Origin of the sequence: Marivirga atlantica, assembly GCF_016734805.1 — a bacterium.
In the GTDB taxonomy this organism is placed as follows: domain Bacteria; phylum Bacteroidota; class Bacteroidia; order Cytophagales; family Cyclobacteriaceae; genus Marivirga; species Marivirga atlantica.
This window is the reverse complement of sequence record NZ_JAERQG010000003.1, coordinates 216,523-240,201: the sequence shown is the minus strand read 5'-3', so window position 1 is coordinate 240,201 and position 23,679 is coordinate 216,523. Positions and strand designations below refer to the sequence as shown.

The 23,679-nt window shown below is 37.5% G+C and carries 19 protein-coding genes; 8 read left to right on the top strand and 11 right to left on the bottom strand.

Going from position 1 to position 23,679, the window contains the following annotated elements:
- Nucleotides 1-58 precede the first annotated feature (58 nt).
- Complete coding sequence (mtaB, locus tag JKP34_RS12755; protein ID WP_201922045.1) at nt 59-1,381, bottom strand: tRNA (N(6)-L-threonylcarbamoyladenosine(37)-C(2))-methylthiotransferase MtaB; 1,323 nt, start codon at nt 1,379-1,381, stop codon at nt 59-61.
- 240 nt (nt 1,382-1,621) lie between these two features.
- On the opposite strand from mtaB, the gene JKP34_RS12750 reads away from it, so the two are divergent.
- Complete coding sequence (locus JKP34_RS12750; RefSeq protein ID WP_201922043.1) at nt 1,622-3,784, top strand: glutamine synthetase III family protein; 2,163 nt, start codon at nt 1,622-1,624, stop codon at nt 3,782-3,784.
- Between the two features lie 177 nt (nt 3,785-3,961).
- On the opposite strand, the gene JKP34_RS18205 is transcribed toward JKP34_RS12750, so the two are convergent.
- The 6 genes from JKP34_RS18205 to JKP34_RS12720 form a co-directional block, all read right to left on the bottom strand.
- Entirely contained in the window at nt 3,962-5,212 is a 1,251-nt protein-coding gene (locus tag JKP34_RS18205) for a M56 family metallopeptidase (RefSeq protein ID WP_236664999.1), read from the bottom strand.
- Entirely contained in the window at nt 5,212-5,580 is a 369-nt protein-coding gene (locus JKP34_RS12740; protein WP_201922041.1) for a BlaI/MecI/CopY family transcriptional regulator, read from the bottom strand. The genes JKP34_RS18205 and JKP34_RS12740 overlap by 1 nt, the downstream gene beginning before the upstream one ends.
- Before the next feature lie 269 nt (nt 5,581-5,849).
- Nucleotides 5,850-7,229, bottom strand: a complete 1,380-nt coding sequence (locus JKP34_RS12735; protein WP_201922039.1) for an MBL fold metallo-hydrolase RNA specificity domain-containing protein — start codon at nt 7,227-7,229, stop codon at nt 5,850-5,852.
- 60 nt (nt 7,230-7,289) lie between these two features.
- Nucleotides 7,290-8,654 (bottom strand): NAD-dependent succinate-semialdehyde dehydrogenase, encoded by a 1,365-nt coding sequence (locus tag JKP34_RS12730; protein ID WP_201922037.1) that lies wholly within the window; start codon nt 8,652-8,654, stop codon nt 7,290-7,292.
- 87 nt (nt 8,655-8,741) lie between these two features.
- Complete coding sequence (locus tag JKP34_RS12725; protein ID WP_201922034.1) at nt 8,742-9,149, bottom strand: rhodanese-like domain-containing protein; 408 nt, start codon at nt 9,147-9,149, stop codon at nt 8,742-8,744.
- A gap of 68 nt (nt 9,150-9,217) precedes the next feature.
- Nucleotides 9,218-9,703, bottom strand: coding sequence for an Lrp/AsnC family transcriptional regulator (locus tag JKP34_RS12720; protein WP_236664998.1), 486 nt, complete (start codon nt 9,701-9,703; stop codon nt 9,218-9,220).
- A 118-nt stretch (nt 9,704-9,821) separates the two neighbouring features.
- On the opposite strand from JKP34_RS12720, the gene JKP34_RS12715 reads away from it, so the two are divergent.
- Both JKP34_RS12715 and JKP34_RS12710 read left to right on the top strand, forming a co-directional pair.
- A complete protein-coding gene (locus JKP34_RS12715) occupies nt 9,822-11,078 on the top strand; it encodes a cystathionine gamma-synthase family protein (RefSeq protein WP_201922031.1) in 1,257 nt (418 codons plus the stop codon).
- Between the two features lie 242 nt (nt 11,079-11,320).
- Nucleotides 11,321-12,877: a SulP family inorganic anion transporter gene (locus tag JKP34_RS12710; RefSeq protein WP_201922027.1), complete on the top strand. Its 1,557-nt coding sequence runs from the start codon at nt 11,321-11,323 to the stop codon at nt 12,875-12,877.
- A 103-nt stretch (nt 12,878-12,980) separates the two neighbouring features.
- On the opposite strand, the gene JKP34_RS12705 is transcribed toward JKP34_RS12710, so the two are convergent.
- Both JKP34_RS12705 and dnaB read right to left on the bottom strand, forming a co-directional pair.
- Nucleotides 12,981-13,973 (bottom strand): quinone oxidoreductase family protein, encoded by a 993-nt coding sequence (locus JKP34_RS12705; protein ID WP_201922024.1) that lies wholly within the window; start codon nt 13,971-13,973, stop codon nt 12,981-12,983.
- Nucleotides 13,974-13,982: 9 nt separating this feature from the next.
- Nucleotides 13,983-15,554: a replicative DNA helicase gene (dnaB, locus tag JKP34_RS12700; RefSeq protein ID WP_201922021.1), complete on the bottom strand. Its 1,572-nt coding sequence runs from the start codon at nt 15,552-15,554 to the stop codon at nt 13,983-13,985.
- A gap of 183 nt (nt 15,555-15,737) precedes the next feature.
- Between dnaB and JKP34_RS12695 the strand changes: the two genes are divergently transcribed.
- Together JKP34_RS12695 and JKP34_RS12690 are read left to right on the top strand one after the other, a co-directional pair.
- A complete protein-coding gene (locus tag JKP34_RS12695; RefSeq protein WP_201922018.1) occupies nt 15,738-17,114 on the top strand; it encodes a UDP-N-acetylmuramate--L-alanine ligase in 1,377 nt (458 codons plus the stop codon).
- A gap of 3 nt (nt 17,115-17,117) precedes the next feature.
- On the top strand, nt 17,118-17,921 hold the full coding sequence (locus JKP34_RS12690) for a 3'-5' exonuclease (RefSeq protein WP_201922016.1): 804 nt from the start codon (nt 17,118-17,120) through the stop codon (nt 17,919-17,921).
- Between the two features lie 4 nt (nt 17,922-17,925).
- On the opposite strand, the gene JKP34_RS12685 is transcribed toward JKP34_RS12690, so the two are convergent.
- Both JKP34_RS12685 and JKP34_RS12680 read right to left on the bottom strand, forming a co-directional pair.
- Complete coding sequence (locus tag JKP34_RS12685; protein ID WP_201922013.1) at nt 17,926-19,272, bottom strand: sensor histidine kinase; 1,347 nt, start codon at nt 19,270-19,272, stop codon at nt 17,926-17,928.
- Entirely contained in the window at nt 19,244-19,840 is a 597-nt protein-coding gene (locus JKP34_RS12680; RefSeq protein ID WP_201922011.1) for a DUF3109 family protein, read from the bottom strand. The genes JKP34_RS12685 and JKP34_RS12680 overlap by 29 nt, the downstream gene beginning before the upstream one ends.
- 136 nt (nt 19,841-19,976) lie before the next feature.
- Here JKP34_RS12680 and JKP34_RS12675 point away from each other — a divergent pair, with 136 nt between their 5' ends.
- The 3 genes from JKP34_RS12675 (at nt 19,977) to JKP34_RS12665 (ending at nt 23,248) form a co-directional block, all read left to right on the top strand.
- On the top strand, nt 19,977-22,247 hold the full coding sequence (locus tag JKP34_RS12675) for an ATP-dependent helicase (protein WP_201922008.1): 2,271 nt from the start codon (nt 19,977-19,979) through the stop codon (nt 22,245-22,247).
- Between the two features lie 259 nt (nt 22,248-22,506).
- Nucleotides 22,507-23,010, top strand: coding sequence for a hypothetical protein (locus tag JKP34_RS12670; protein WP_201922005.1), 504 nt, complete (start codon nt 22,507-22,509; stop codon nt 23,008-23,010).
- Nucleotides 23,011-23,107: 97 nt separating this feature from the next.
- Nucleotides 23,108-23,248 carry a hypothetical protein gene (locus JKP34_RS12665; protein ID WP_201922002.1) on the top strand — a complete coding sequence of 47 codons (141 nt, stop codon included), beginning with the start codon at nt 23,108-23,110 and terminating at the stop codon, nt 23,246-23,248.
- Nucleotides 23,249-23,679 lie beyond the last annotated feature (431 nt).

Genomic DNA, 23,679 nt, shown 5'->3' with positions numbered 1-23,679 from the left:
TGCTTTTTTTCTTTCCCAGACCATGCGGCCCAGGTTTAAATGCTATTGATGATGGGTATCAATGGGTCAACACCTCAGTCTCTACCTCAGTAATTTCCATTAAGCCTTTTTCATTGATTTCAGTAAGTTTTACCTTCTTCAATTCATTGATGAGGATAGGGTCGTATTTGGCCACTACGCGCACATAATTGTCGGTGAAGCCTTCCATCATACCGTCTTTTACATCATTTTCAAACAATACAATGTCTTCACGGCCTATATTTTCTTCGTAGAACTTTCTTTTGATCTTTTCGGATAGGTTACGCAGCATTTGTGAACGCTCATTTCTGATGTTCATAGGCACCGGATTGTCCATTTCAGGAGCATCGGTATTGGCACGCTCAGAATAGGTAAATACGTGTAGGTAGGAGACGGGAAGGTCTTTTAAGAAGTTATAAGTCTCCAAAAAGTCTTCTTCTGTTTCTCCCGGGAAGCCCACAATTACATCCACACCTATGCAGCAATACGGCATAAGCTGTTTGATTTTTGTTACGCGGTCCACATACAACTCACGCAAATACCTTCTGCGCATTTTGCGCAAAATTTTATTACTTCCACTTTGTAATGGGATATGGAAGTGAGGTACGAATTTGCTCGACTGGCTAACAAATTCAATGATCTCATTGGTTAATAGGTTAGGCTCTATGCTTGAAATACGGAAACGGTCAATGCCTTCCACCTTATCTAAAGCCTTTACCAGGTCGATGAAACGCTCTTTCCGTCTGCCATCCTGAATCCCAAAGTCACCCGTATTCACACCTGTGAGTACGATTTCTCTCACACCAGATGCGGCAATTTCTTCCGCACTTTTTACAATATTCTCGATGGTATCGCTACGGCTCTTGCCACGTGCCAGCGGAATGGTACAGAAAGCACAATGGTAATTACAGCCATCCTGTACTTTTAGGAAAGTTCTGGTACGGTCGTTTATAGAATAGGCATTATTGAAAGTTTTGGCTTCGCTAATTTCCGAAGCTAGCACTTGTGTTTCTTTCTTTTTGGTAAAGCCATCCAGCTTATCAATCAGCTGAAATTTCTCTGCAGCGCCTAAAACGGCATCTACTCCTTTAATTTCTGAAATTTCTTTTGGCTTCAGCTGGGCATAACAACCAATAATAGTCACAAAAGCATCAGGGTTGATCTTTCGAGCCTCCTTTACTACTTTTCTACACTTTTTGTCTGCGTTCTCGGTCACAGAACAGGTGTTAATCACGAATATGTCGGGATTTTCCTGAAACTCCACCTTTTCATAACCTCGGCCTTCAAACATTCTGGCGATTGAGGAGGTTTCAGAGAAGTTGAGTTTACATCCTAAAGTATAAAAAGCTACTTTTTTGTCCATTCCTACTGCTTTTCAATTTTGGGACTGCAAAGATAAGCTTTAATTTACTCTTATTAAAGCTTTTAAGGATTGCAAAAAGCCGATGAAACTCACATCTTATTAAGTGGATTTTAAATTTTACCTGGTTTTCAGATTTTTTCACTAAAATTTTCTGATTTGGTTAAAAAAATAACTCGATTTTGTAAAAATCTTGTAAATCCTCTTAATTTTGTATTGAATTCTAATCAAAAAACATAAAAAATGGCTCATTCACGCTTACACGCGCTAGACATTGTTCAAAAAAGGACTACCGAAAGGATAGAAGCTCCTTCGAACAAAATTTCAGATTATTTTCAGACGGATGTTTTTTCGCTGGATCAAATGAAAGCGAGCTTGTCACCTGATGTTTTCAAAAAAATTAAGCAGGCAATCGACAAGGGCAAAAAGATTGATATGGAAACTGCGGATCAGGTAGCATCAGCAGTAAAAACATGGGCTATCACTAAAGGTGTTACACACTATACGCACTGGTTTCAACCACTAACAGGTGCTACTGCAGAAAAGCACGATTCTTTCTTCAATGCACAAAAAGGTATTGAAGTGTTTGCAGGTTCTATGCTTGTACAGCAAGAGCCGGATGCCTCATCTTTCCCTAATGGTGGTTTAAGAACTACTTTTGAGGCAAGAGGTTATACCGCCTGGGATCCTACTTCGCCTATCTTTGTTTGGGGGAGAACTTTATGTATTCCTACTATTTTTGTTTCGTACACTGGTGAGGCGCTTGACCACAAAGCACCTTTATTAAAGGCTGTGGAAGCTGTAGATGCAGCGGCTACTAAAGTAGCTCAACTATTCGATAGAAATGTTAATAAAGTAAATGCTTCATTAGGTTGCGAGCAGGAGTACTTCCTTGTTGATAAGGCTTTATATATGGCCCGTCCTGATTTAGTAATGGCAGGCAGAACCTTGTACGGTCATAACCCGGCAAGAGGTCAGCAGCTGGATGATCACTACTTTGGTGCCATCCCTAGCAGAATTTATAACTATATGAAGGACTTCGAAATTGAGTCTTTAAAGTTAGGAATTCCTGTAAGTACAAGACACAACGAGGTAGCTCCAGGTCAGTATGAGGTGGCTCCTTTATTTGAAGATATTAACGTAGCAACAGACCACAACAGCTTAATGATGGATGTGATGAAGCGCGTAGCGGAACGTCATAACCTTCAGGTTTTATTTCATGAGAAGCCATTTTCAGGATTAAATGGTAGTGGTAAGCACAACAACTGGTCGTTAATTACCAATACAGGTACCAACTTATTCCAGCCTAGCAGCAGTGCCAGAGAGAACCTTCAGTTTTTGGTATTCCTGGTAAATACCATCAAAGCTATTTATGACAATGGTGATTTATTGAGAGCTTCTATTGCCTCAGCAGGTAACGACCACAGATTAGGTGCTAATGAGGCGCCACCAGCTATTATGTCTGTATTCATTGGTTCAGAGTTAACGGCTGTGCTTGATGAATTGGAGGAAAAGGGTAATATTAAAATCGATAAGGGCGAGAACATGTATATGAAGCTCGGTATTGATAAAATCCCTCAAATTATACTTGATAATACGGATAGAAACAGAACTTCTCCTTTTGCCTTTACCGGTAATAAGTTTGAGTTCCGAGCGGTAGGTTCTGATCAGAACGTAGCGCAGCCGATGACTATTCTTAATTTAATAGTAGCAGAGCAGTTAACGGATTTCCACAAAGCGGTGAAAGCTGAAATGGATAAAGGTACTGACAAGAAAATCGCTATTGTTAACATTCTGAGAGATTACATCAAGGCTTCGAAGAAAGTAAGATTTGAAGGTGATGGTTATTCTGAAGCGTGGGAAAAGGAAGCTGAAAAAAGAGGCTTGCCTAACGTGAAAAATACTCCAGGAGCATTGGAAGCTTTTGTTTCTAAGAAGTCGAAAGACTTATTTGCTAAGCATGGAGTGATGACTGCCGAAGAGCTTGAAGCCAGAAATGAAATTTATCTGGAAAATTATATGATGAAGCTTCAAATTGAAGCAAGAGTGATGGGAGATATTGCCTTAAACCAAATCATCCCTACTGCTGTGAAGTACCAGAACACTTTAGCACAGAATGCACAAAACTTAGCACAGCTAAAACTTGATAATAAGGAGATAGTAAAGAACATTGAATTAATCAGTGGCTATACGAAAGACCTTACCAGCTTGGTACACGAAATGGTAGAAAAGCGTAAAGAGCTTAATAAGATTGAAGATATGCATGAAAGAGCAGCTAAATATGCTTCTGATATTAAAGAAGCTTATTTTGAGAAAATCAGATATGCTGCTGATAAGCTTGAACTGTATGTAGATGATGAGCTTTGGCCATTACCGAAGTACAGAGAAATGCTTTTCTTAAGATAATAGTAAACAACCATTCATTTTGTTTTAAAGCCCTGGCAGTATTGCTAGGGTTTTTTTATGGATTTATCCTCTAATAATTGATTGTTTGGCAGGCTTGTTAATCAAATCGAAAATACATTTAACAAAAAAAAATCCTGCACTTAGGCAGGATTTGCAATTATATATCTATAGTCTTTTTTAGTTGAGCACAAACCTGATAGGTACTACTCTTTGTGATCTTACAGTAACACCCGCTTGCTTACCGGGAATCCACTTACCGTAAGAAGCCACCGCATTTACGGCTGCTTGATCGCATCCGGCACCAATGCCTTTAACGGCTGTGATGTTGGAAAGGCTTCCATCTTTTTCGATGGTAAACTGAACGTAAACAACACCTTCAATACCTAGCGATTGTGCTTGCTTAGGATACTTGTTTTCAAGCTCCTCTGCAATAAAATCATAGAACTCGTCTATACCATCAACAGGTAAAGCTTGATCTTCCACAACAGTGAAAATTTGGTCACTATCTACGTCTACAGGGCCATTAACCTTTTTGTTTTGATTGTTTTCTATCACGATAGCTTCTTCTTCTGACTGAAAATCACAAGCCATAATAGTTATGAATAGAAGCCCTATAAAGGTAGCTGCGTATTTTGTTCTTAAATTCTTCTTTTCTGTTTTCATCATATTTATTCTTTTTAAAATTGTGGGTTTAGAGAAAAAACTGGCCATACTCATATGAGAAGGATACAGGGCATGTTTTACCAATAAGTCTGTATATTTTGCTTCATCATCATGCTGTACGGCAACGGCATCTGCCAGGTACTCGTGGTTGTCAGCTATATATCTTTTATACACCCGATGTAAGGGGTTGATAAACAGCAGACATGTCATGAGCTCGGCAATGATAATGTCTATGCTATGTAAATCTTTGGCATGAGATTGCTCATGGGCTATTATGAGCGAAGCTTCTTTTTCATGTTTGAGGGCCTCAGGAATAAAAGACCACCTTAAGAAGGTAAAAGGTGCAATAGTAGCATTAAGAATGAAAATATTGTTATCAGAATCAAAAGAGGCACTTGATTTCATTGCTTTTACCTGTTTAAACATTCTGCCAAGTTTAACAAAGAGTATCACCAGGCAGATGAGGCTTATGCTGAAATATGAAATAGCAATAAGCTCTTGTATCAGGAAACCGTCAAACTTACTTGCTTCATTTGCCATACTGTTTACTCCCTCATCAGCATTTAGCAAGGGGAATTTTAGTATCTCCAACTGACTGATTACAGGTATTTTTATCAACGGAACTACCAAAGCAAATAGGGCTATTGCCAGTAAATAGAATCTGTTGAAGCGGAAATCGGTATGCTTTCTTAAGGTGAAATAGTATATGCCTAGCAATATAGTGAAGGCTATATTTAGCTGAATGATATAATTAAATGCTACCATTATTTTCTTTTTTTATTCTCCTTTAAATGAGTTAAGAGTTCTTCTATTTCTTCTTTGTTAAGGTCTTCTTCCTTAGCAAAGAATGAGGCCATTTTGTGAAAAGAACCTTCAAAATAATCAGTTATCAAATGTTTGATAGATTGCTTTTTAAACTCCTCTTCCTTTAGAATAGGGTGGTATATATAACCTTTACCTTCTATCTGATGACCTACCACGCCCTTCCTTTCAAGAATTCTGATAATAGTACTTACTGTATTATAAGCTGGCTTAGGCTCAGGCATAATCTCCAGGACATCGCGAACTCTTGCTTCTTTCAGTTCCCAAAGCTTTTGCATTATTTCTTCTTCTGCTCTTGTTAGTTGCTGCACTTTTATTCAAATGATTGAGGGTTGTAATTTATAACTAAAAACTTAGTTACAAAACTATTTTGTTATTTTTAACTAAATATTTAGTTGATTAGATCTCTTATGATTGAGACTATTGAGTTGTTAATATCTTTCAGAAAAGCAGCTGCAGGTAGATTTAGGTCAAGAAGGGGGTGATTTTCTAATTTCAGATTGCCGATTTTGATAAATACATGAGGCTATACCATAAAACTATTCACTAGCTCTTTTAATAATATATAATCAATGCGTCATTAAATGCCCTGAAACAACTCAAAAGATTCCAAATAGTCTGGAATGATCAAGTTAGGTAAGCTTCTTTCTGCTAAAAGCTTTTTCATTTCATTTGCTGCTTCGACCTCACCATGTACCAGAAAGGTGAATTTAGGGCTGTCCTTAATATGATTAAACCATTGGATTAATTCGGTCTGATCGGCATGAGCTGATAGCCCATCAATCTTGTATGTTTTACATTTAACTTTTCTGTACTCACCGAATATTTTTATTTCATCCTTTCCTTCCAGAATATCCCTACCTCGGGTGCCATCAGCCTGATAGCCTACAAATAGTAATAAGTCATGCTCATTTTCAATTCTGTGAAAAAGGTGATTGAGAATTCTGCCACCCGTAATCATGCCACTTGCAGAAATAATGATAGCCCTTTTTTTAAGATCTTTCAAACCGGCAGAGGCTTCTGCACTTCTTATATAATGAAAATTCTTATCCTCAAAAATGTCTTTATCATGCAGGCGATGTTCCTGATCAAATTGTTCATAAAGTTTAGTGACACTTATGGCCATGGGGCTATCAATATAAACAGGTACATCTGGAATTTTTTTAGCTTTCATCAACTGGTGAAGCATAAATAGCAAACTCTGTGTTCTACCAACAGTAAAGGCAGGAATGAGTACAACCCCTTCATCGAGCGTTTCATTTATTTGCCCGGCCAGATTGCCCTCTACATTATCTAGAATATTGATTCTATCACCATAAGTTGATTCTATGAGCACTACATCTGCTTGATCGTAAGTTGATGGCGGAAGCATAACCGGGTCTTTTTGTCTTCCGAGATCTCCTGAAAAAATGATGGTTTTTTGCTGTAGAGTTCCTCTTAAGGTCAATTCAATAGATGAAGCACCAAGGATATGACCTGCATTGGACCATTTTGCGTGAATGACTTCATTCAATTCTAAAGTTTGATTGAAGTCAACCGTTTTTATTAATTTTAAAGCACTTTCAACATCATCTTCCGTGTAAAGTCCTGTGGGATTCTTATGCTTACTGTAACCCTTTTGTCTGGCAAAGTCTGCTTCTTCCTTTTGCAGTTTGGCTGAATCCTTCCAAAGAATTTCAAGTAAGGCTGCTGTAGAGGCTGTGCAATAGATATTTTTATCATATCCTTGTGCTACCAAACGTGGTACATAACCACTATGGTCTAAATGAGCATGGGTTAACAAGATGGCATCAATGCTGTCGGTTTCAACAGGGAAGTCATCCCAATTACGTAACCTTAACTTCTTGAGTCCTTGAAAAAGTCCGCAGTCTACAAGCAGCTTATAATTATCAACCTCCAGCAAATATTTGGAGCCAGTAACTGATTGTGCACCACCTAAAAATTTAAGCCTTACATCCATTCACTTAATATGGTGAAAATTCTTGGATGTAAGGCTTACAAAATTCTATTAATTATCTATTCAGGCGATCCAGATAGTTTTCTCATTCATAAACTCTCTTATCCCCAAATGCGATAGCTCTCTCCCGTAACCACTCATTTTGATGCCTCCAAACGGAACAGCCGGATGTGAAGCCATCAGTTTGTTGATGTAAACTGCACCAGATTCAACCTGTCTGACTAGCTTCTGTGCTTCTTCTATATTCTGTGACCATAATGAACCGCCCAATCCAAATCTGGAATCATTCACAATTCTTACAGCGTCTGCATTGGACTCTGCTATTATAACAATGGCTACAGGACCAAATAATTCTTCCTCATAAGCAGGCATGCCGGGTTTAACATCTGTCAAAATGGTAGGTTCGAAGAATGCGCCTTCTCTATCCATACGTTTGCCACCAATTAAGATTTTAGCTCCTTTATCAACAGATTTGTTTACTTGTTCTAACAATTCATCGGCCAAGTCTTCTCGTGCCATAGGGCCGTAATCGTTGTCATCATCGTCCGGATCACCAATTTTGAGCTTTTCAAATTCTGCTTTAAACTTCTCCAGAAAATCATCAGCAATATTTTTATGTAGAATGAAACGCTTGGCGGCAATACAACTTTGGCCGTTGTTTATCATCCTCGCTTTAGCACCAGTTTTAGCTGCTTCTTCAATGTCGGCATCTTCCAACACAATGAAAGGATCGCTTCCTCCTAATTCAAGCACTGTCTTCTTCAGGTTTTTGCCTGCTCTTTCAGCCACCTTACTTCCGGCATATTCACTGCCTGTGAGTGTAGCTGCCACAACTCTTTCATCATCTAAAATCATGTTGACTTTTGAAGATGAAATGATGAGCGTTTGAAAGGCACCGGTAGGAAAGCCAGCCTCAACAAACACTTCTTCAATAGCTTTAGCGCATTGAGGTACATTGGAGGCATGTTTAAGCAGTCCTACATTCCCTGCCATCAGGTTAGGTGCTGCAAAGCGGAATACCTGCCATAAAGGGAAGTTCCATGGCATAACTGCCAAGACAGGGCCTATTGGGTCATATGCAATGTAAGCTTTGCCATCAGGTACTTCCAGTTTTTGATTGGAGAGAAATTCTTCTGCATTATCAGCGTAGTAGTCGCAACAGCGGGCACATTTTTCTACTTCAGAAATGGCTTCTCTTTTAGCTTTTCCCATTTCCAGGGTCATGAGGCCTGCATACTTTTCTTTGTTATTTCTTAATACTTCAGCAGCCTTTTTCATTAAAGTGCTTCGCTCACTAAAGCTGGTTTGTTTCCAGTTTTTATAGGTAGTGTGTGCGTTCTCTAATTTCTCTAATATAAGTTCGTCCGGTTCTTCCGAAAAGGTTTTAACAACCTCGTTATTCAATGGATTTTTGCTTTCTATTGCCATTTTAAAAATTTCTTGATAAAAAAATACCCCGAGGAGTTTCCTCAAGGTATTAACCGACAAATGACTATATCGTTTACTGAAAATTGCTTATTCTATAGGAAAGCCTTGACCTTTCCACGCAGTAATTCCTCCTTCTACATTATAGAGGTTTTCAAATCCCATTGCCTTCATCATTTCCGCAGCACGAGTGCTTCTGCCACCAGATCTACAATAGAGGTAATAGGTTTTTGATTTGTCAAGTTCTTGCACAGCATTATTGAAAGAGTCTTGCTCTAGTACATCAATATGCTTACTATTTGCTATTGCGCCATCATTTACTTCTTCAGTAGTTCGTACATCTATAAGCACAAACTCAGGATTGGCTGCAAAATCTATTTGGTTTAATTCTGCTACTTTAATCTGTTTAATTGCATCGCTTTGTTCTTTATCTGATTTTTGTGAACAGGCTGATAAAGGTATAAGAGCGATAAAGCTGTAAAAGAAAAATTTCTTCATATCTAAATGTTTAAAAGGTAAAGTTAACAAAAGCCTTGAGCTGTTATGTAACCAAAGTTACTCAATTATTAATCAATCGGTACTGCTGTGCTATCAGTGATTTTCGACATCACAAATGAACTCTGTATATTTGAAAGGTTAGCATTTACCGATAGCTTGTTAACAATGAAATCTTGAAAAGTATTCATGTCTTTTACGAGCACTTTCAAATGGTAGTCATATTGTCCGGCCAGATGATAGCATTCTACCACTTCAGGAATTGTGGCAACGTGAGCTTCAAAATCTGCTAATTTTTCTTTGGTGTGTTTCTCAAGTCTTAGCATACAGATCGCCATTAAATCCTTTCCGATTAATTTAGGGTTTATTAGCGCTACGTATTGATTAATTACCTTCATCCTTTCCAGTCGTTTTACCCGCTCATAAACAGGTGTAGGTGTTAAGTCAAGTTTAGCGGCCAGCTCTTTATTAGTAATACGTGCATTATGTTGCAGCAGTCTGATGATCTGTAAATCTGTTTCGTCAAGCTTAATTGTAGAAAAATTATCTATTTCCATAATATTCAATCGGTATTATTAGATGAATTATCTGTAAAATTAATAATTAAAGAGGATAACACTAAATTATTTAATTACTCAGAAATAAAATCTACATTTGAATAAAAAGTAAGAAAATATGAGTGATCATCAATTTGCACCGGAAAGCCAGATGATGTCTTTCGGATATAAGCCGGAATTATCAGAGGGGGCCATTAAATGCCCAATTTTTCAAACATCTACTTTTGCTTTCAAAAAAGCAGAAGATGGCAAAGCCTTTTTTGAGATTGCCTATGGAAAAAGGACTCAATCGGAAGGAGAGGAGCTCGGACTTATTTATAGCAGATTAAATAACCCAAATCTTCAGATTACAGAAAATAGATTAAGTCTATGGGATGGATCAGAAGACGCAGCGATCTTTGAAAGTGGGATGGGTGCCATTAGCTCTATGTTGTTTGAGTTTCTGAAACCTGGTCAGGCAGTTTTATACTCTATGCCTGTTTATGGCGGAACGGATCACCTGATAACTAAGGTATTACCTAACTTCAATATTCAATGTGTGGGTGTTTCTCCTCTTGATGATAAGGAAGCCGTGATGGAAAAGATTGAGAAAAGCGGTTTGAAAGATAAAATCTCTTTCATTTACCTTGAAACTCCTGCCAATCCAACTAATGCGCTTGTTGATATCAGTATGTTTAGAGAAATCGCTGATGAGCTCAAAACAGAAGAAAATCCTATTTACGTTGGAGTAGATAATACTTATATGGGTCCAATATGGCAGCATCCTTTACAGCTCGGGGCTGATTTAGTGATCTACTCAGCTACTAAATACATTGGAGGTCATAGTGACCTTGTGGCTGGTGCCTGCTTAGGTTCTGCTGAGTTAATCGGTAGAGTGAAGGGTATGAGAACCTTTATGGGAAATATGGCTGGTCCACATACAGGCTGGTTGTTGATGCGCTCATTAGAGACGTTGAAATTAAGAATGGAAAAGCAAGCTCAGAATGCTGAGAAAGTAGCAGAATTCTTAAATAGCCACCCAAAGGTAGATAAGGTATATTATCTTGGCAATCTTACAGAAGCAGATGGTCGCCAATACAAAATATTCAAAGAGCAATGTGGAGGTAACAAAGGTGCCATGGTTGCTTTTGATATAAAAGGTGGAGAGAAGGCAGCATTCAGATTTTTAAATAGCATGAAGTTGATTAAGCTCGCAGTGAGCTTAGGAAGCACAGAGTCACTAGCTGAACATCCGGCAACAATGACACACTCCGATGTAGATGAAGACATTCGTCAGGAAATAGCCATTACCGAAAGTTTGGTAAGAATTTCTGTAGGAGTGGAAGATGCTAAGGATATAATCTGGGATATTGAACAGGCATTAACCAGCATTTAATAATTTATAAAAGAGGGCTGTTAAAATTAGATACCGAAGTCGGATCAGTTTGACAGTCCTCTTTCTATTTCTATTTATGGTAAGTCAATGCTGCTGACAGCATTAGAGCAATCTGATTTATTTTGGCAACTCTTAAAAATGCAATCGTTTACATGTAAGGATTAGTCATACAATGATTGCTCAAGCTTTTGTTATGCTTTTTAAATCAGTACCTTTGCGCACTTAAATTTTAAGTCAGCGCTATGTCATCTACCCGCCAATTAAAACTAAAAAAATACTTTAACCTTTTCGATTTATCGCAAAAGGTGAACTACGGTACTGAGGTACTATCGGGACTTACCGTAGCCATTGCTTTAATACCTGAGGCTGTGGCTTTTGCCTTAATAGCTGATTTATCACCATTAACGGGTTTATATGCAGCTTTTGTGATGGGTTTAATCACCTCGATTTTTGGTGGTAGACCAGGCATGATATCAGGTGCAACCGGAGCAGTAGCAGTAGTGATATTGGCTCTGTCTCAATCTCATGGTATAGAGTATGTATTGGCTACTGTAATCTTAGCAGGTATCATTCAAATACTTGCTGGTGTTCTACGCCTTGGTAAGCTGATGCGCCTGGTTCCTCAGCCCGTAATTTTTGGTTTTGTAAATGGATTAGCGATTATCATATTCAGTTCTCAGTTGGCACAGTTTAAAGATGCCGATGGCAATTGGCTAACTGGAATGGAAATGTATTCTTTCCTTGCTTTAGTACTTGTTACTATGGCTATCATTTGGGGATTGCCCAAACTTACCAAAGTGGTTCCTGCTGGTTTGGTAGCTATACTTACCGTTTTCGGCATTGTTTTCTTTATGGGCATTGATACCAAAACAGTAGGAGATATTGCCTCTGTAAATGGTGGGTTTCCTCCTTTTCATATTCCTAGCATTCCTTTCACATGGGAGACTTTACAGATTATTCTACCCTATGCAGCTATCATGGCTAGTGTGGGCTTAATTGAAAGTTTATTAACGCTCAACTTAATAGATGAAATTACTGAAACCAGGGGTAGAGGTAATAAAGAAGCTGTAGCGCAGGGAGCAGCCAATGTATTATCGGGCTTATTCTCTGGAATGGGCGGATGTGCTATGATTGGTCAAAGTTTGATTAATATTTCTTCTGGTGCTCGTGCCAGACTTTCAGGAATTGTAGCCTCAGTTATGTTATTGGTGTTTATCATGTTTGCTGCCAATTATATTGAAATGCTACCTATGGCGGCTTTAACCGGACTAATGATTATGGTTTCAATCGGTACATTTGAGTGGGCTAGTTTAAGAACATTTAATAAAATGCCGAAGTCAGATATTTTTGTGATGGTGTTGGTTACTTTGGTTACTGCCTTCCTTCATAACCTGGCCTTAGCAGTTATCATTGGAGTTGTAATTGCTGCTTTAGTTTTTGCCTGGGATAATGCTAAAAGAATTAGAGCTAGAAAAAGAATAGATGATGAAGGTGTAAAGCATTATGAGATATATGGTCCGCTTTTCTTCGGCTCTACTACAGCTTTTAATGATAAGTTCGATGTGTTGAATGATCCGGATGAAGTAATTATTGATTTCGAAGAGAGTAGGATAGTAGATATGTCAGCGATTGAGGCTGTTAATAAAATTACCGATCGTTATGCCAAAGTAGGCAAGAAGGTTCATCTAAGACACTTGAGTGAAGATTGCCGTAAGCTTCTGTCAGATGCTGATGCAATAATTGATGTAAATGTGATGGAAGATCCTACTTATAAAATGGCGGTTGATAAAGTAGACTAGCCTTATAAGCCTCGAGTTTCTAGTTACAAGTAAAATATTTTTGAACAAATAACTTGTAACTAGAAACTCGCAACTAGCGATTACTAGTTTTGAAGCGGAGCTATCAAAACTTGGCTACAAGCTTTCCAAACTGTTTACCTTCCTTCATTTTATCGAACTGGGAAATGATCTCATCAAATGCTACCGTAGAATCAATTATTGGCTTGATCTTATGGGTGTTCACAAACTCAATCATTTGGTGGAATTCCTGATCGCTAGCCATAGTAGAGCCCTGCAAAGTGATTTGATTCCAAAACATTCTGAATAAATCTAAATCTTTTGGTTTTCCTGTTGTGGCGCCATAAAAGACAATTCTACCTGCAGGCTTCATTAATTTTATAAAATCGTTTAAGCCACTGCCACCAGCACTATCAATTACCAAATCAAAACCGCCAGCCTGCTCTTTGGCTTGCTTCGTCCAGTCTTCTTCTTTGTAATTGAAGGCTCCTTTGGCACCCAGTTCTATACATTTTGCTCTCTTTTCAGCATTACCCGAAGTTACATATACTTCAGATGTAGAAGCCAATGCAAATTGAAAAGCAAATTGTGCCACTCCGCCACCAACACCTGATATCAGTACTTTCTGAGAAGTTTCGAGCTGTCCATGATGAAATAATGCCCTAAAAGCAGTCATTCCTGCAAGCGGCAAAGCAGCAGCCTCTTCGTGTGACATATGTTTTGGCTTCTCCGCTATTTTATTTTCATCTATGGCTACAAACTCTGCAAATACACCATCAGTTGGTGTGCCCAATATGTGATAATTCTTTGACTGCACTCTAGGATTATCACCCCATTCAATATTGGGGTTGATAACTACCTCTTTATTAAGCCATTTATTATCCACTTCTTCGCCAAGTTCTATTACCTGACCGCAGGCATCAGCTCCTAAAGTAGTTCCATAATTAATTCCAGGATATTTGCCTTCTCTTATGTATTGGTCTCTATGATTAAGCGCTACGGCTTTTATTTTAATAAGCACCTGTCCCTTGGAGGCAGTTGGCTTCTGTTTTTCAGTGAAAGAGACTTTACCAGCATCTTCAATGATAAGTGTCTTCATAATATTTTTTTAAAATGGTGCTTCATCAGGATTATTATCTGAATCTTTACCGGTTGCTTTGCTTGGTAAGGTCACAGATGAAGGCGCGTCAAAGTCTGAAGGTATGTTGGCCGATGAAGGAAATGTTGTACCATAACCAGGATTGCTTGGCTCCATATTCATTCCGGGACTATCCAAGTCAGAGAATTTGGTGAATCTACCAACGAATTTAAGTGGAACGGTTTCTAGCGAACCATTTCTGTGCTTGGCAATTATAACTTCACCTACATTGGTTGTAGGGATACCATTTTCATCTTCTGTAATGCCATAATATTCAGGTCGATACAAGAACATTACCATATCGGCATCCTGCTCAATTGATCCTGATTCCCTCAAATCTGAAAGCTGAGGACGTTTATCTCCACCTCTTGTTTCTACAGCTCTACTTAACTGTGAAAGTGCAATTACAGGCACATTTAATTCTTTTGCGATATTTTTAAGTGCCCTTGAGATGGAAGCAATTTCCTGCTCGCGGTTTCCTGAGCCACCACCACTTTTGGTGCTATCACCTGACATCAACTGCAAGTAATCAATCACAACGAGTTGAATATCGTGCTGCTGCTTTAGTCTTCTACATTTTGCCCTTAATTCAAGAATAGATAGGGCAGGAGTATCATCTATAAAAATTGGCGCTTCAGTTAAAGCTGCAGTTTTATGTACTAACTGTTGCCATTCATAATCTGCAAGCTGACCTTTCTTAATTTTCTCAGAGTCTAGTTCGGCTTCGGCAGAAATTAGTCTGTTTACCAGCTGAACTGATGACATTTCCAGTGAGAAAATTGCTACCGGTTGTTTGAAATCAACAGCAGCATTTCTAAGAGCCGAAACCACAAAGGCTGTTTTACCCATACCAGGACGAGCCGCAATAATCACCATATCTGACTTTTGCCAGCCTGAAGTCACTCTATCGAGAGCTGAGAATCCTGTAGGCACACCTGTTAAGCCATCTGTATGGTTTTTACGCTCTTCTAATTCTCTAAATGCTTCCTTCATCAGGGAATGCATATCTGCATAATTCTTCTTGATATTAGAGTTAGTAATATCAAAAAGTTCAGATTCCGTTTTATCTAATAAATCGAAAACATCTGTTGTATCTTCATAAGCCTCATTCTGAATCTCTCTTGAAATTTTGATGAGCTCTCTTTTAATGGCCTGCTCCGCAATAATTCTGGCGTGATACTCAATATTTGCTGCAGAGTTTACTCTTGAAGTAAGTTCGGTGATATAATAAGAGCCACCTACAAGGTCGAGTTTACCGTTTTTTCTAAGCTGGTTGGTAACAGTAAGTAAATCAATTGGTTCTGAATTGTTGAAAAGTACAACAATAGCTTTATAAATTTCCTGATGGGCATCTTTGTAGAAACTTTCAGGTTTTAGAATATCAATAACAGAAGTAAGCGCATCCTTTTCAAGCATTAGCGCACCCAGAACAGCTTCTTCCAAATCGACAGCCTGAGGGGGTATTTTACCCATATTTTCACCTATTTCGGTCTTTCTAGATTGATACCCTAACCTTATTGCTGTAGATTTATTCTTATCCATATTCCCCCTTCAAGTATTACTAATTTATGAAAAGCTAACAAACTTAACGCTTTAAATCGAGCTTAGTGGATTGAAACCAATCAAGTTTTTGACAAGTTTTCCACAGCTTATCAACATCAATAGGAAGGATTAAATTTGCCACACCAGCAAGTTTATTATATTTTTGATGCATAACTTTAAAGAATGGATATTAAGACAATCAAATCAGTACATTTTATAGCAATCGGTGGCAGTGTAATGCACAACATGGCATTGGCACTTCATGAGAAGGGAATAAAAGTTAGTGGATCCGATGATGAGATTTATGAGCCGGCAGCAGGCAAGCTAAAAAACGGTGGTATAAATGCTCAGGTAGGATGGAAGCCTGAAAGCATAAATGATAGTATTGATCTGGTAGTACTTGGTATGCATGCTAAGGAGGATAATCCTGAATTACTCAAAGCTAAAGAGCTAGGGTTGCCCATTTACTCATTTCCTGAGTTTATCAGAGAGTGGTCTGAAAATAAGCAAAGAATAGTGGTTGGTGGCAGTCATGGTAAAAGTACCATCACTTCAATGATCATGCATGTTTTGAAACATGCCGGAAGAGAATTCGACTACTTGGTAGGTGCTGAAGTTGAAGGTTTTCCTTTAACAGTTTCATTGTCTGATGCTCCTGTTATAGTACTGGAAGGTGACGAATATCTGGCATCAAAGCTTGAACCTGTCGCTAAATTTTTGAAATATGAACATCATATAGGTTTAATATCAGGTATAGCCTGGGACCATAAAAATGTGTTTACCACCTTTAATGAGTATACCAAGCAGTTTGATCTTTTTGCTGACCAAACACCTAAGGCGGGAAGTCTTGTGTTTAATGAAGAAGATGACCTTACTAACATCGTAGGTTCAAAAGAGCGAGAAGATGTTAGGCAAGTGCCTTATAAAACTCATGAGGCCGTAATTAAAGAAGGTAAGACCTTTCTTAAGACTAAGGATTTTGGAGAAATACCAGTAAACGTTTTCGGAAAACATAATTTACAAAACATTGCTGGAGCACTAGCACTTCTTAAGCTTATAGGTATAGAAGAAAAGGTGTTTTATGATGCTATTCAAAGCTTTAAAGGAGCCAAAAATAGATTAGAGCTTTTAGCTGAAAATAATGGCAACATTGTATTTAAAGATTATGCACATTCACCCTCTAAAGTTGGTGCAACTGTGGATGCTTTAAAGGAACAATATGCGAATGCTAATTTAACAATAGCTTACGAACTACATACTTTCAGTAGCTTAAATAGAGAGTTTATAAAAGAGTACAAAGGCACTTTAGATAAGGCTGATCAGGCTTTTGTGTATTTAAATCCTAAAAACTTAAAGTTGAATGATGCAGCGGCTTTTTCAGAGGCTGACATTCAAAAGGCTTTTGGAAATGAAAATATAAAATTCTTTGAAGATGTAGAAAGCCTTGTAGCTCAAGTTGAGGCCAGTAAAACAGGAGATAAGAATACCTTCGCTTTCCTAAGTTCAGGGAAGTTTAATCAAATAAACCTTAAAGAATTAGCTGAAAAACTAGTCTCATAATACATGCATTTAAAGCTCAAAAGACCTCTTGTAATTTTTGATTTAGAAACCACTGGGACCAATACGGTTACAGACAGAATCATTGAATACTCTTTCGTTAAGGTAATGCCTGATGGAGAGATGATTAAGAAAACTGACAGGGTTCACCCTGAAATGCCTATTCCGGCAGAATCAAGCATGATTCATGGGATTTACGATAAAGATGTAAAAGACTTGCCGCCCTTTAAAGTGGTGGCAAAAGAACTAAATACTTTTTTAAATGGATGCGACCTGGCAGGTTTCAATATGCTCAAGTTTGATGTTCCTGTTTTAGTGGAAGAGTTTTTAAGAGCAGATGTTGACTTTGATTTATCAGGAAGGAAGTTGCTGGACGCCCAAAAGATTTTCCACATGATGGAGAAACGTACCCTGGGTGCTGCCTATAAGTTCTACTGCGATAAAACCCTCGAAAATGCACATTCAGCTGAGGCTGATACCATTGCTACATGGGAGGTGTTAGATGCCCAGATAGCACGATATGAGGGAGAAAAACTGACAGATTTACGAGGAAATGTACAGGGTGTTTTCGAAAATGATGTAGACAAAATCCATAAGATCACTAATAACAAAATGGTGGACTTAGCTGGTAGATTCGTTTTCAATGAAGATGATGTAGAAGTATTCAACTTTGGCAAGCATAAGGGAAAACCTGTAGAAGAGGTATTGAAAAGAGAATCAGGTTACTATGATTGGATGATGAAAGGTGACTTTGCTATTGATACCAAAAGAAGACTTACAGAGATTAAACTCAGAGGTTTTAATCAATAGCTTCTCAAGCTTTGGTAACTGGGTGGGGTAGCTTTATTTCAAATGTAGTGCCTGAACCCAGTTTACTGCTACAATTAATTTCCCCATTATTTAAATCAATAAACTCTTTTACCAGTGTCAGTCCTAGTCCGGCTCCTCTGTCATGAGTGGTTCCTAGTATTCTGTCTTTCTCAATCTTAAAGAGATTTTTAATTTTCTCAGAGGCTATGCCTTTACCGTTATCTTTTACAGAAATGAGGTAGCAATGCTCATTAGTGATTTCATGTCCGTTGATTTCAATTTTACCACCTATTGGGGTGAATTTAATAGCGTTTGATAGCAAATTACGAAATACAATGAGCATCATTTCTCTATCAGCAAAAATGGTGTCATCGTTACTGATACTAAGCTGTAGCGTGAGGTTTTTCTCCTCTATTTGAGCCTTATATAGTTCCAACAGTTTTTCTAATTGAGGTTTAAGCTGATATTTCTCTTTTGTAATCTCAATCCCTTTAAGCTGTGTTTTTGACCAAGCAAGCAGATTATCTATCAAAGTTGATGTTTTACCTATTTCCTTATCTAGTGACTGTACTAATTGCTTAAGCTCAGAATCAGAAATTGCTCCTTTTTTAAAAAGTTCTATTACACCTTTTAAATTCATGATGGGTCCTCTCACATCATGCGAAATAGTAGAAAATAATCTGTCTTTTACATGGTTAAGTTTATCTACTGTATCATATTGTTGATGAAGCTTACTCTCCTTCATAAAGAGAACCATTTTCTGCTTGTCCCATAGATAGGAAGTAATTACACCAATAACATAAAAAGTAAATAATTGAGGGATTTGGGTAAATTGATAATCATTTACACCATAGTCCATTAAGCTAACATGGATGAGATATGCGACTAGGAATATAGTAATGAGGGGTAAAACATACCGAAATCTCAACCCTAATATGGTACAGGAAAGAAATATGCCACTGCTGAGAAAATTACTCAGAAATAATTCGCCCTGTTCTTCTGATGTATTCTGGAGAAAACCGACAACAGCAGTAAAAATAGCTATAAAGAATGCAAGAAACTGAAGCTGTTTGTATTTGCTCGGTTGAATCAAATAGGTGGCTAAAACAAAAGTCATAAGCACCAAAGCAAGCCCACCTCTGAATATAAGGGCGTTTATATTATCGGTATATCTATAGAGATCGAAAAAAAGGTAACAGATGCTTAGTACAGTAGCAAATCCTAAAACAAACCGAAGAGATTGTAAGTCTTGCCTGTATCGTCCTCTATTAAAGGCTCGCTCAATTTGCTTATCTTCAAAAAAGAGGAAGGTATTATTATAGTTATAATTGGGTACCTCCGTTGCCTTCATTTATACCATCAGACTCTATCTCGGCTACTAATTCCGAATACCAGCCTTCTCCATACTTTCTAATTAAAGCATCTTTTAGGAATTTATAAAGAGGAATCCCCAGTTTTTCACCAAAATCACATGCAGGGTTGCAGATTTCCCACCTATCGTAGTTCAATGCATCGTACTGGTCGTACTGTGTAATTCTAATAGGGTATAGGTGACATGAAATAGGCTTCATGAAATCTATCTCTCCATCATTATAAGCTTGCTCAATACCACACTTTAATATTCCCTTATCATCATAAATGGCATAGGCACATTCTTTTTCATCAATGGTGGTGGTACTGTAGTCTCCTTCCCAATCTTCAATGTATTCACCTTGCTCCTCTATGGCTTTTATGCCTTCTTTTGATAGGTAAGGCTTTACTTTTGGGTAGATTTCCTTCATTTTAGGAAGCTCTTCCTTTGTAAGTGGGGCGCCTAAATCACCTTCTACACAACAAGCACCCTTGCATTTGTCTAAATTGCAAACAAAATTTTTGTCCTTGATGTCATCTGTTATTACCGTATTGCCTATTAAAATCATACTGCAAAATTAATAAGCACAATTGGCAAGCACTAATTATTAGTTGTTTTTCAGATCGACTAAAATATGTGAAAGCTTCTTTTATATTTTCTCCTTTAGCTCATGGGATAACACCAATTGCTTATAAATTTGTAAGATGGATTATTTAGCACATTTAAATCCACCGCAGCGAGAGGGTGTAGAGAATTTAGAAGGGCCAACAATGATTATTGCTGGTGCAGGATCAGGGAAGACGAGGGTTTTGACCTATAGAATTGCTCATTTAATAAGGAGTAAAGATGTTGATCCTTTTAAAATATTGGCTCTAACCTTTACCAATAAGGCTGCTAAAGAAATGCGCGAGCGTATAGAGAAAGTTGTAGGTACTGATGCTCGAAATCTGTGGATGGGTACGTTTCACTCCGTTTTTTCACGGATTTTAAGAGCTGAATCAGACAAACTAGGCTATCCAAGCAATTTCACCATTTATGATACGGACGATTCAAAATCACTTATTAAAAACATTGTCCGAGAAATGGGGCTTGATGAAAAGCTTTACAAGGCCAATGTAGTTTATAACCGCATATCAGGTGCTAAGAACAATCTTATTTCATGGCAAAACTACATCAGCAACCCAGTATATATTTCTGATGACGAGCAGGCGCAGAAACCTAAAATGGGAGCCATATATAAGGAATATGTACAAAGGTGTTTCAGGGCTGGTGCTATGGATTTTGATGATTTGCTTTTCAATACCAATATTCTGTTCAGAGATCATCTCGATGTGCTCAATAAATATCAGCAACGCTTTCAATATGTGATGATTGATGAGTTCCAGGATACGAATATCTCACAGTATTTGATAACTAAAAGACTGGCATCTGTTCATCAAAACATTTGTGTAGTTGGTGATGATGCACAAAGTATTTATGCCTTTAGAGGTGCTAATATCCAGAACATCTTAAATTTTGAGAAGGATTATCCTGATTTAAGCGTAATCAAATTAGAGCAGAATTACCGTAGCACTCAAAATATTGTGAATGCTGCTAATTCAGTGATTGTTAAAAATTCAGCTCAGCTCAAGAAAAGTGTTTGGACTGAAAATGACCATGGAGAAAAAGTACATCTTATAAAAGCAACCTCTGATAATGAAGAGGGCAGGTTAGTGGCTTCTTCTATTTTTGAAGATAGAAGTAATAAAAAGTTAGAAAATAAGGATTTCGCAATTCTTTATCGAACCAATAGTCAGTCCAGAAGTATGGAGGAAGCTTTGCGAAAGATGAACATTCCTTACAGAATTTTTGGAGGCCTTTCTTTCTATCAAAGAAGAGAGATAAAAGATTTGCTAGCCTATCTAAGGTTTACCATCAACCAAAATGATGAACAGTCATTTAGGCGCATCATCAACCTTCCTAAGAGAGGAATAGGAGGTACCAGCGTTGATAAAATAATGGTAGCTGCCTTCGAGAATGAAAGACCTTTGTGGGATGTGCTCAACAATATTCAAAATTTCTTACCCGGAAGAGCTGCAAACGCTGTTCAGAATTTTGTTACCCTCATAAAGTCCTTCAGAATAAAACTTGAAAGGGAAGATGCTTTCGAAACAGCATCATTTATTGCTAAACAATCAGGTTTGTTAAAGGAGCTTTATGATGATAAAACCATTGAAGGTTTAAACAGGTATGAGAACGTTCAGGAGCTTTTAAATGCCATTAAAGAGTTTGTGGATAGTACAGAATCAGAAGATAAATCACTGGAAGCATTTATAGCGGATGTGGCACTTTTGACAGATGCTGATAATCAAGACCCGAATGATACTAATTATGTAAACATGATGACTATACACTCGGCAAAGGGTTTAGAGTTTAAGCATGTTTATATTGTTGGCATGGAAGAGGATTTGTTTCCTTCTCAAATGATGCTCAATAGCAGAGCCGACCTGGAAGAGGAGAGACGTCTGTTTTATGTGGCTTTGACAAGGGCTATGGAAAAGGTAACGCTTACATATGCTTTAAGTCGATACCGCTTTGGTCGTTTAAAAAGTTGTGAACCAAGCAGGTTCATTGAGGAGATTGATCCGGAGTTTCTAAAAGTAGATCGGAAGTTTAATTCTTCTGAGCCTATGGGAAGCATGAACAACGGTAGCAGTAATAGTCTATATGCAAGAAATCTTGTTGCAAAGAGGAAGGCTACTACACCTAAAGTACCACCAGGTAAAAAACTGCATACACCCTCTGCTGATTTTAAACCTAGTGATACAAGAAGTCTTGATACAGGTATGAGGGTGGAGCATCCTAAGTTTGGCTTTGGGAAAGTAGTAAAAATGGATGTAGATGGAGCTAATAGGAAGGCAACCATTGAATTTGAGTTGTTCGGTGAGAAAACGCTATTGCTCACTTTTGCAAAGCTCAGAATTCTGGAGGACTGAAGTTGATAGTTTAAAAAAATATTAACTGAGCTTCAGTAAGTCGCTTACAGTTTAACTTTCAGGTATAAACTATTTACAGAGAATTTTCATTAAGAAAGCTGTTGCCTCATCTGAAAATAAAAGCTAAACTAGTGTTTACGTCTATTCAGTGCTGTTTTTTAGCAAAATAGGTGAAACACCTAATCCCATTTTTAGAAATTCCCTAATTCTTAGAGGAAGTGTTTTGATGACATTTGTATAAACAATAAAACAAAAAGTCATGAGAAGCATATTTAATCACCAAGGTTTAGTTAATAAGAATACACTTTTAGGCATTATAGTTTTCCTACTCTTATTAGGTTTTAGTCTTAAATCACAGGCGCAAAGTCCTGAGATAGGTACTGACGTAACCAAACTAGAAAATAGCATGAAACTACAGGTAAATAATTCAGATTTAGCTATTCTTATACCTAAGGTTGCAGCTGATGAAATAACGGCTTTTACAGATTTATCTTATGATCAAATGGTTTATGTTGAAGATAGAGAGAGTGGTTTCTATCAATTTAAACAGGGCGAGTGGATTAAAATTAGTATAAGAGAAGCCTTGAACAAAGTAAAAGATAATATTGAATTATCAGCTCCTTCTTTCGACAACATAATTATAGATGGTTCTGTAGCTTCCAACAGAAATATGCTTGACTACAATGGTCATATCAAAGAATTAAATGAGATGTTCAATCTCCAAAATGGTAATGATAATTTTGCTGTTAACGTTAACGATTAATCCATAAGGAATAATCATTCATCGTGCTTATCATTAGTTTTAACGTAATTCGGCAACATAAGTCTATTTCAAAAGCTTATGTTGCTAAATTTGGATTATGAAAAAGATATTTCAATCAAATCCTTTCATGTCGAGAAACTTATTATTTCTCATCATAATAATTGCTATTTTGGCAATTGGTGTTAGCGTTAAGTTAAGTGCAGAATCTAAAGCTGTAAGTCAGGAAATCACCCGTTAATATAATCCTGAAAAATTTAAGATTGCTAACTTATTCCAGAAAGTGGTAGGCTTTCAACTACCTCTCTAAAATTCTATGCCTTTTTATAGCCATTGAAATAGGTGTTTCACTAGTTCTAATTTTGGGCAAAATGCTCATTTCTTTTGTTTCTTTTTGTTGCAATTTTGATTCATAATAAATGAACCATGCAAGTTTTAATGAAACATATCAAGCTTATACTTTTTTCTTCAACAGTTCTGCTACTGTTTTATCTCAGAACGATGCCTTTACACAGTCAACCAGACCAAAATGAGGTTGATACTTCAAGAATAATAGCTTCAGACTCAACTAAGATTGATTTTATCAAAACTCTTGAATTTCGTGCCTATGATATGTGAGAGGTTGTTTAGTATTTATAAAAAATGATTAAATTAGACTAAACCATTTCACAT